Origin of the sequence: Cellulomonas bogoriensis 69B4 = DSM 16987 (genome assembly GCF_000767165.1) — a bacterium.
Classification (GTDB): domain Bacteria; phylum Actinomycetota; class Actinomycetes; order Actinomycetales; family Cellulomonadaceae; genus Actinotalea; species Actinotalea bogoriensis.
Map to the genome: position 1 here is coordinate 1 of NZ_AXCZ01000257.1, position 2,600 is coordinate 2,600.

The following is a 2,600-nucleotide window of genomic DNA, read 5'->3' on the forward strand; positions in this document are numbered from 1 at the left end:
GCGGTGGTCGGTGACGCCGGAGCATTGGTCGGCGCGCCCCCCCATTGGATTCCGGTGTGATCCCGGAGCGCCCGCGGGGTGCGTGCCCGCAAACCGTACTGCCTTCCGCGACGGCTCGGGCACAGTAGGCGTCCATGAGCGGCGATGACTGCGTCTTCTGCGGGGTGGTAACCGGAACTCTCGAGTCGAGCCGGGTGTACGAGGACGAGGATGTCCTTTCGTTCATGGAGATCCAACCCGTGACGAACAGGCACCTGCTGGTCATCCCCAAGCGGTACGCGCTGTACCTGGCGAACCTCGACGAGCAGCCGGGGGTATCGCTGTTCCGGGTCGGCCAGCGGCTCGCGGCGGCGCTTCGGTCGTCCGGGCTTCCGTGCGAGGGCGTGAACCTGTTCCTCGCCGACGGTGAGGCGGCCTTCCAGGAGGTCTTCCACGTGCACCTCCACGTCTTCCCGCGAACCGCCGGCTGTGTAGCCGTAGGCCACGTGCACCGTTAGCTCACGTCGACGTGTCTTGGTGCGCGCGTTGGTTCCAGTGGAAGTCAGTGCTGTCGAGAACGAGCGTCTCTGGCGCCTCGGTCTCGGCGAGCGCGTCAAGGACGACGGGCGCCCAGACGTCCACCCACTTCGCGACGTACTCACCCGTGCCGTCACCGGTGAGTACGTCGCGGCCGCCGGCCGCACGAGCACGCTGTGAGGCGCTCGCATAGCTGGCGCCGCGTCCGACCGCCACGAGCGCTTCCGCCACGAGGTGCAGGCGATGCCGGTACGTCCGTGACGCGACGGGGCCAGCGTGCGCGGCGACGCGTGTTTCGCGCGTCGCCGCGCACACCCCCGGCGGTCATCTCCCGCGGTAACGCGGGCGTGAAGCGATGGAAGGTCCCGTCAGTGCCGGTACACCTGTAGCGCTGGCGGCGAGTCGTCGGCGCCTGGCCGTACCGACCATCTCGACTCACCCGGAAGCCCTCGGCTACCGTGTGGCCGGGCCGGGAGCACGGCAGTGCTCCGATCAGGGAAGGTCGAGTCACGACGCACAGTCGTGCCAACGGTTCATCACGCGACAGTCCAATGGAGAGCAGGTCCTCGCACGTTGACGACGCGAGTCGAACGCACTGGCTTTGGATGACTGGCGAGACCGAGGTAGGAGCGTGGTGCTGGACCGACTCTGGGAACTCCGCGGCGGGTGGTAAGTGATGATCGAGGCGATCATGCTCGCAGCCGGCGGAGCTGCCTGGGAGACAGTCACTCACGCCGGCCCTTACGGCGAGACGGGTCCGCGGTTGGTGTATCGCTGGACCTGGTGGTTCTGGCCCCTTGGGCTCGTCAGCGCCGGCACGCTTTCCGCGACCACGGCCGAAGGATATATGGCGTCCTCTGTTGGGGCCCTGGTAGCCGTTGGAACGATTATCACCTCCATCCGATATCCATACCGTCGCGTCTCCGAGGATTCGATCAAAGTGTCCAGACGGAGCGTCAGCAGAGATGCCAACCGGTGCCGAAGGCTCGGCGCGCTTTCGGTGTTGAGCGTTGCGTTCATCACCGTGTTGGCCGTCATCGGCTGATCTAGCCTCGATCTTTCATCGGGCTGGCGTCTGAGGTTGCGATACGGCTCGGTTGTCGTGTTCAGCGCTGATTCTGGTGTCTGGGTGTGACAAGGTTCCCGCTGTCGTGCGGGCTGGGCGCCGGTTCCAGGTCCGGGGGTCGTTCTGGGGTCGTCGGGGCGGTCGGCGTCGGTGTCAGCCGGGTGCCAGTGCTCGGAGTCGCCCGAGTGCCTCGAGGGCGAGCCGGGCGAACGGTGATCGGGCGGCCAGGTGAAGACGCACCCGCCTGCCGGAGCGTGCCAGGGTCGCGGGGATGGTGAAAATCCGGAACCGCAACGCCTTGGGCTCCCACCGTCGCGCCGGGTGGCCGTGCAGGGGAGAGCATCTGCCTCCAGGCGGTGATCTCGGCGGCGAGGGCGGCGACGGCGCACCAGATGCGGTTGGCTGCGAAGGAGTGCAGGGGCAGGTTGGCCAGGCCGGTGTCCTTGGCCAGGCGGATGCGGTCCTCGACCCGGGCCCGGCGGCGGTGACGTAGTTCCAGGTCCGCGAGCTGGCCCTTGGTGGAGTTGGTGACGAACGCGGTGATCCGCATCCCCTCGACGTCCTCGAACCGCAGCTGCGCGCCGGGGTGGGGGCGTTCCTTGCGGACGATGACGCGCATGCCCTTGGGCCAGCCGGTCAGATCCATCAGGTCGGTGAGCTCGGCGCCCCACGCCCCGTCGCGGACGGCGTCGTGGGCGTCGTAGCCCGGGGTCCACACGTCCGTGGGGATGAGTCGGAGCAGGTCAGGGGTGTTCTCCGGGAGTGTGAACCCGACCGAGTACGTCAGTCGCCGTGTGGTCAGGGCCTCGATGACCTTGTGCGAGCCGCCGGCGCCGTCGATGCGGACCAGCACCGACTCGCCCCGGGTGGTCCCCGGGATCTGCGCCAGCGCCTCGGACAGCACCTGCAGGTGGTCGGCGGCGGTGTTGGACCCGGCGTTGCCGGCGCGCAGCAGGACCGCGACCGGTTCGCCGGTGCCCGCCGGGCCGTGGTCGACGAACGCGCACAACGGGTGGAA

General features: G+C 68.5%; 3 protein-coding genes and 1 pseudogene. 2 read left to right on the forward strand and 2 right to left on the reverse strand.

Annotated features, from left to right (window positions below; genetic code table 11):
- Positions 1-134 precede the first annotated feature (134 nt).
- A complete protein-coding gene (locus N869_RS14250) occupies positions 135-497 on the forward strand; it encodes an HIT family protein (RefSeq protein WP_084137240.1) in 363 nt (120 codons plus the stop codon).
- Between the two features lies 1 nt (position 498).
- On the opposite strand, the gene N869_RS14255 is transcribed toward N869_RS14250, so the two are convergent.
- Positions 499-747: a hypothetical protein gene (locus N869_RS14255; protein WP_156968570.1), complete on the reverse strand. Its 249-nt coding sequence runs from the start codon at positions 745-747 to the stop codon at positions 499-501.
- A 445-nt stretch (positions 748-1,192) separates the two neighbouring features.
- On the opposite strand from N869_RS14255, the gene N869_RS14260 reads away from it, so the two are divergent.
- A complete protein-coding gene (locus tag N869_RS14260; protein ID WP_035062688.1) occupies positions 1,193-1,561 on the forward strand; it encodes a hypothetical protein in 369 nt (122 codons plus the stop codon).
- Between the two features lie 174 nt (positions 1,562-1,735).
- On the opposite strand, the pseudogene N869_RS14265 reads toward N869_RS14260, so the two are convergent.
- Positions 1,736-2,600 (reverse strand): annotated as a pseudogene (locus N869_RS14265) (IS1380 family transposase); the annotation flags it as partial.